5 protein-coding genes are annotated in these 7216 nt (G+C 62.7%); all 5 read left to right on the forward strand.

Translation table 11 applies throughout. The annotated features are described in order from the left end of the window. Positions 1-1029: T9SS type A sorting domain-containing protein (locus tag H5U38_13850; protein ID MBC7188104.1), on the forward strand; the 1029-nt coding region annotated here is incomplete at its 5' end. A 39-nt stretch (positions 1030-1068) separates the two neighbouring features. After that, complete coding sequence (locus tag H5U38_13855) at positions 1069-3315, forward strand: glycoside hydrolase family 3 C-terminal domain-containing protein (protein ID MBC7188105.1); 2247 nt, start codon at positions 1069-1071, stop codon at positions 3313-3315. A 117-nt stretch (positions 3316-3432) separates the two neighbouring features. After that, entirely contained in the window at positions 3433-5058 is a 1626-nt protein-coding gene (locus H5U38_13860; GenBank protein ID MBC7188106.1) for a sodium/solute symporter, read from the forward strand. A 6-nt stretch (positions 5059-5064) separates the two neighbouring features. Then, the gene (locus H5U38_13865; protein ID MBC7188107.1) at positions 5065-5853 is read left to right on the forward strand and encodes a hypothetical protein; all 789 of its coding nucleotides are present in this window, start codon (positions 5065-5067) and stop codon (positions 5851-5853) included. Then, positions 5835-7216: hypothetical protein (locus tag H5U38_13870; GenBank protein MBC7188108.1), on the forward strand; the 1382-nt coding region annotated here is incomplete at its 3' end. The genes H5U38_13865 and H5U38_13870, both read left to right, overlap by 19 nt.

The following is a 7216-nucleotide window of genomic DNA, read 5'->3' on the forward strand; positions in this document are numbered from 1 at the left end:
GACCACGGGAATACCACTTACGATACTTGGGGGTTTGTGGGAGACAACCTCCTTAGCGGCGGCCTGTGGATCGGTGCCTTGCAGGCCATGGCCCGGCTCGCCGCCGCCATGGGGGAGACAGGGCTCAAGGCGGAGGTGGAAAGAACCCTGGCCGTGGCAAAACAGGTATTGGACAACCTCTTCTGGCTGGAGGATCTGCAGTACTACCGGCTGGACGCCCATTCTACGGCCATCATGGCAGACGGGCTCAATGGCCAGCGCTATTGCGAGACCACGGGCTTGGAGCCCATTCTCCCTCCCAGCCGTATCGCCTCCCATCTGCATCAGGTTTTCGAGCGGTGTGTCGCGCCCTTGGCTGACTACACTGGCGACGGCATCGGCGACATGGGCGCCGTGAATGGGCGCAAGGCCGACGGCAGTCCGCTCCCCTCAGGACAACCCAATGAAGTGTGGACCGGCTCTTCTTACTTCGTGGCTGCCAGCATGTACCACTGGGGCAAGGAGCTGGGTGACGAAACCCTCATGCAAAGGGCCTTGCACACGGCCTATGGCGTGTACTATCAGACGTGGGTTAACGAAAGGACTGCCTACTTCTTCAACACGCCGGAGGCCTGGTACTTTGCCGACCCGGCGCAGTATCGCGCCGAGCAGTACCAGCGTCCCCGCGCCGTGTGGGAACTCCTCCTCGAGATCGACAATCCCTTTGACACCCTTGCCGTCGCCGTCAGGGAGCTTAGAGGGGACTGCGGCGCAGCCTTGGAGCCCACGTTGCGACAGAACTGGCCAAATCCTTTCAATGCCGGTACGGCAATCGTCTATGACTTGCCGGAGGAAGGGCATGTGGTCATGACGGTGCACAACACGGCGGGCCGGCTGGTCAGAGAGTTGGTCAACGCCACCCAGCGTGCCGGGTCCCATCGCGTGCTGTGGGATGACCTTGCACCCAGTGGGGTGTATTTCTGCCGACTCTCTGTCAGGACACGAGCGGGGGAGGCTGTCAAGACAATGAAAATGGTACGTCTCAGGTGAGGCAATACCGGTAGGCACTCGTCTGATGAGGAGGAAGGGATGAAATCACCGCAGGCGCTGCTACTCGCGTTGGCCCTTGGAGCTGTGACCATGGCACAGACGGCGACTCCCGACGCTGGGCCCAGTCCCATGGTGAGGACACTCCTGGCGCAGATGTCGTTGGAAGAAAAAGTGGGGCAGATGACCCAGATCTCCCTGGAGCTCGTGTGCAAGGGCTACCCCATGACCCAGGACCCGCTGGAAATCGACCTGCCCAGCCTCAGGCGGGCGCTTCTGGAGTACCATGTGGGGTCGATCTTGAACGTCGGCACCTCTGCCCACACCTTGGAACGCTGGCGGGAGATCATCACCACCATCCAGGACGTGGCAACCAAAGAGACCCGCTTGGGCATTCCGGTGATCTATGGCATCGACGCGGTGCACGGCGCCGGCTACACCTTAGGGGCCACGCTCTTCCCGCAGCATCTGGGCATGGCAGCGACGTGGGAGCCGGAGCTGGTCCGCAAGGAGGCGGAGATAACGGCCTATGAGATTCGTGCCTGCGGCATCCCCTGGAACTTTAGTCCAGTGCTGGATATCGGACGACAACCGCTCTGGCCGCGCCTATGGGAGACCTTCGGCGAAGACCCATACTTGGCCTCGGTCATGGCACGAGCCTATGTGGCGGGCCTGCAGGGGAGCGATGGCCGCCTGGACACCCACGAAAGAGCAGCCGCCTGCGCCAAGCACTACTTAGGCTACAGCTTTCCACTCACGGGCAAGGACCGGACCCCCGCCTGGATCCCCGAACGCATGCTGCGCGAATACTTCCTGCCTCCTTTCCAGGCGGCGGTCCAGACCGGCGTGAAGACAGTGATGGTCAATTCCTCAGAAATCAACGGCATCCCGGTGCACGCCAGCTCTTTCTACCTGCGTGACCTCTTGCGCGGCGAATTGGGGTTCCAGGGAGTGATCGTCTCTGACTGGGCAGACATCAGGAATCTCCACGAACGAGACCGCGTGGCCTCCACGCCGAAAGAGGCGGTGCGCATGGCCGTCATGGCTGGCGTCGACATGAGTATGGTCCCCCTGGATTACAGCTTCTATGACCTCCTCTTGGAGCTGGTGCGCGAAGGAACTGTGCCTGAGGGGCGCATCGACGAGGCGGTGGGGAGAATCTTGCAACTCAAGGCCGACCTTGGCCTGTTCGCAGATCCGTACCCGCCAAAGGAGGCATCAGGGCGCTTCGCCTCGCCCGACTGCCGGGAGATCGCCCTGCAAGCCGCCCGCGAGTCCATCACGTTGCTGAAGAACAGCGGCAAGCTCCTTCCTCTTTCCTCATCGGCCAAAGTGCTGGTCACTGGGCCAACGGCCCACAAGCGCTCGTGCCTGAATGGCGGTTGGACCATCACCTGGCAGGGAGACCGCGAGGACCTCTACCCGAAGGACACACCCACCATTCTTGAGGCAATCGTGGCCACGGCAGGCCGGGAAAGGGTGAAGTACGTGCCAGGTGTAGAAGTGAACCGTGAGATTGACATCAAAGCAGCGGTAAAGGCCGCTCGCACGGCGGATGTGGCTATCGTCTGTCTCGGCGAAGACCCCTACTGTGAGACGCCTGGGAACATCTCTGATCTTACCTTGCCCGAGCCCCAGCTCCGCCTGGTCGCCTCGTTGGCAGCGGCAAAGGTGCCCGTCGTCGTGGTGCTGGTGGAGGGGAGGCCGCGCCTCATCACCAGCATCGCCGACAAAGCGGCAGCCATTGTCATGGCTTACCTGCCGGGACCACAAGGTGGACAGGCAATCGCCGACGTTCTGTTCGGCCGGGTCAACCCCTCGGGCAAGCTCCCCATCACCTACCCGCGCGCTTGTAACGACCTAACCCTCTACGACCACAAGCACAGTGAGAATGCCAATTCTTTCAATCGCTACGATCCGCTCTTCCCATTTGGCTTCGGCCTCAGCTACACCTCGTTTGCCTATGGCGACCTCACGCTCGACAAAGAAACGTTGGGGCGTGGCGATTCCTTAACCGTGAGCGTCACAGTGGAGAACGTGGGCCAGCGAAGTGGCAAGGAAGTCGTGCAGCTCTACCTCAGCGACCTGTACGCCTCAGTGACGCCCTCGGTGCGCCGCCTGAAGCGGTTCACCAAAGTGGACCTCTGGCCTGGAGAGAAGCAAACTGTGCACTTTACTCTGCACGAGTCTGATCTGGGCTTCATTGGCATGGACAATCGGCTGACGGTTGAACCCGGCCAGTTTGCCGTCCGCGTCGGGGACTTGGTGCGCACCTTTGTGCTGGAGTAGGAACTTGCGGAGCTGCCTCATGCAACACGGTGACCATAGCGCAGTAGCTTCGCCCTGCATGGGAGCGCTAAACTCAGCGTTGAGCAGCCAAGCCGCAACGGAGCAGGCGACGGTGACCTGTCCATGAGTCTGACCCAGCTGGACATAGCCCTTATCGGCACCTACTTCGTCGTGCTGATGGCATTGGCGTGCTACTTCTCGCGGCGCGAGAAGACCAGCACAGACTACTTTCTGGCCGGACGCGGGACAGGGTGGGTGGTGATCGGCGCCTCTCTCTTTGCCTCGAACATCTCCAGCGAGCACTTTGTCAGCCTGGCCGGTTCTGGGGCAAGCCGCGGCCTGGCCGTAGGTCATTTCGAGTGGCTGGCGTGCCTCGTGGTCCTCCTGCTGGGTTGGATGTTTGTGCCCGTCTATTTCAGTTCGGGCGTCTCAACCACGCCTGAATTCCTGGAGAGGCGCTACGGCAGGGCCAGCCGCATCTACCTGAGCAGCGTGTCCATCGTCGCCTATGTGCTCACGCGCATCTCGGTCATCCTTTTCGCCGGCAGTCTCCTTCTCCACGAGATGGTGGGCTGGGACCTGGCGACCTCTGCCGTGGTTATGGTCTGCGTGGCCGGTGTGTACTCTGTGGCCGGAGGACTGAAGGCGATCGTCCACCTGGACGTGTTCCAGTCGGCAGTCCTGCTGGCCGGGGCGGCGCTGCTGACCGGGCTTGGGCTGCGGGAAGTGGGCGGCTGGCATGGTCTCCAACACAGGGTGCCGCAGGAATTCTTCCACATGATAAAGCCGCCCTCCGACCCCGATTTCCCTTGGACGGGCATCCTGTTCGGGGCACCTGTCCTCAGTGTCTGGTACTGGTGCACGGATCAGTACGCGGTGCAGCGAGTGCTGAGCGGCAAGAACATCGACCAGGCCAGGAGCGGCGCCATTCTGGCAGGGTTCCTCAAGATCCTCCCCGTCTTCGTGCTCGTGCTCCCTGGCCTCATTGCTCACGCGCTCTCGGGCGATTCCACCCTGGGCGCTCGGGCTTATCCAGTTCTGGCAGCTTGCACTCTGTTGCCACCCGGCGTCAAGGGAGTGGTTGTGGTGAGCCTCATGGCTGCCCTCATTAGTTCGCTCGCCAGCTGTTTCAACAGCAGCTCGGCCCTCTTCACTATGGATTTCTACCGTGAGGTCCGGCCGCAGGTGACAGAGAAGGAGTTGGTGCTAGTGGGCAGACTGGCCACCACGGCGCTCGTCATCCTGGCCATTCTCTGGGTGCCCTTCATGCGCTACATCAGCTCGCAAATCTTTGCCTATTTGCAGCGCGTGCAGGCCTACGTCGGCCCGCCGGTAGCGGCGGTGTTTGTGATTGGCATCCTCTGGCCGCGCGTCAACGCCAAGGGGGCCATCTGCTCCCTGTGCGTGGGGACGATCGCCGGAGCTCTGCGCCTTGTGTTGGAACTGTTGGACAAGACGGGGCGCCTTGGCTGCGCCCTCCTGGAGCAGATGGCGCGCATCCACTTCCTGCACTTTGCGGCGCTGTTGTTCGCCCTGTCGGCCATCGTGCTGGTCGGTGTCAGTCTGGTTACCGCCCAGCGTTCGCCTCACCAGAGCAAGGTGTCGAGTGTACCACACGGCGCGCTTGCCGGCCAATATGCCTGGGCGGCCGGCAACTGCAATCACACCTGGCACCGGGCGAACGTCGCGTTCTCTATTTTGTTGGTCATAGTGGTCCTTTTGCTGTATTCGCGTTTTCTGTGACGAGCGATGAAACGCCATTCAACCAAAGCGCTTGTCAGTGTGATGCTCTCCGCCGTTACCTGGAGCGCGGCGATAGCCGGCGGCGAGATCCACTTGGCAGCGATTCCCTCAAGGCCAGAGGTAGGGCAAGAGTTTCGCATAGTGGCCTGGGCAAAGGGATTTCCCCGCCTGGTAGGGGTCGACCTGCGCCTGGTGATCGATGCGCTGGCGGTGCAAGTGCACGGCGTGGAACCCGCGGCACTGCGCCGTTTCGACTGGGTGCGGTGGAAGACGGCAACTGACCCAGGCCCAGCGGTGACCGCGCTCATGCTGAGCAAGCAGCATACTGGCGTCGCCCTTGTCGATGGCGATACCCTTGTGGTGCTGCGCTGCTTGCGCGTGGGAGCTCAAGGGAGCTCCGTTGGTTTACGCTCTGGCTACCCGGTGGCCATCGACGAGGCGTTGCGAGAGGTCTCGTGCACCGTGTTCCCCGCGGCCATTGCTCAGGCGACCTCTGTGGAGGAAGAGGCAGAGGCCACGGACCTTTTCGGCGCCGCGGCATTCCCCAATCCGTGCAAAGGGACCGTCGCGCTGCGGGTGACAGGCGTGCCAGCGGCTGGTTCGGCTCGTTGGTGCCTCTACGACGCACTCGGCAGATTGGTGTGGGAGCAGGAGGGTCCGGTGACCACGGGTGCAACACGGCTGCTCTGGCATGGGGTCGATGCTGCTGGGCAGCCGTTACCTGCCGGGACCTACTTCTACCGCCTGAGAATTGGGGCAAGGGAGCTCAGAGGAAAATGCGTGCTGCTACGATAGCGATCTTCAGCCAGCTCCTGGGCGCTGCATTTTCGCTGGCTGCCCCACAGCTCGCCGGACGGGTCACCGGCCTGGGGCACAGGCCAGTGGCCGACGCCACTGTGGTGCTCCTGCCGGATCTTGCCGTCACCAGGACCGACAGCGCTGGCTGCTACGCTTTGACGCCATCGGGTTACAGTGCCTTCCAGCTGCACGTCTCTGCTCCCCACATGCTCGCGCAGCGGCAGCGAGTGGCCGTGGAGACAGGGGGCGCTGCAGTCGACGTGCAGCTCGCCCCTGGCGACGAGAACGCCGACGGCCGCTTAGACCTATTGGACGCCATAGCGCTGGTGCAACGCTTTGGCCCGGTTGCCGCCAACGACCCTCTGGACGCCGACGGCAATGGTGCGCTCTCGGCCCAGGACCTGGAGGTGTGGTACGACACCTGCTGGCAAGCAGAAGGCCATTGGCGCTCCTTTGTCCTGCTCGACGACGCCGAGCATGCCGGCCCTGCGGTCGTCTATCCGCCGCAGGGGCGATGGCAGACCCACAAAGACCAAGGCTCGACGACGCTGCCGGCGCCAGGCGTCGCTGTGACGCCGAGCGCCGGGGGCTATCTCTCCTCGCGTGCGTATCAGTTTCGCTACGTGCTTGGCTCAACAGTGCAGAACCCGTTTGCCTTGATCAGATTTCTGTTTGGGCAGAACGACCAGGTCACGTTCGATGCCCGAGCCTACGAAGGCTTCGCTGTCGCCCTCAGGGGAGAAGGGCAGCCGCTCATCGTCTCGCTAAAGTCCGCTGTCACCTCAGATGACTGGGCCGAGTACTTCGTGCGCATCCCCGAGGTGCCCAGGGAGTGGCGAGTGTACGAATTCGACTTCCGCCAGGATTTCCACCAACCGTCATGGGGACAGCGGGAGAGCAGCGAGGATGTCCTTCGCACCCTGCAGGCGGTACAGTTCAAAGCCGACGAGAGTTCTCGGGACAGGGCCCTTAGCCTGTGGATCGACAACCTTCTCTTCTATGGGCGCCTATACGAGCCGCCCACCACACAGGTGAACGTGCGTGTTGCAGAGCAGGGGCAACCGCTTCCGGCCGCGGTCGTCACGATCGACGGGCTGGATTGCCGCCGCCAGGCGCTCAGCGACCTGCGCGGGGAGGTCCTCTTTCCTGCGGTTCCGGCGGGCTCCTATCGTCTCTGGGCCTGGCGCCCAGGCTACGCAACCGACACGCTGGCTCTCCAAGTCGAAGGCCAGGAGAGACTCGACCTGGGTTCGCTGGGAGCACGGCGCCTCATCCCTGTGCCGAAGCCTCTTTCACGCGGCCCGGTGCGCGTCGTAAACGGCCGTCTGGAGGTAGATTTCGATGGGGACACGGTCTACGA

The organism is Calditrichota bacterium, assembly GCA_014359355.1.
GTDB lineage: Bacteria > Zhuqueibacterota > Zhuqueibacteria > JANLFK01 > Oleimicrobiaceae > Oleimicrobium.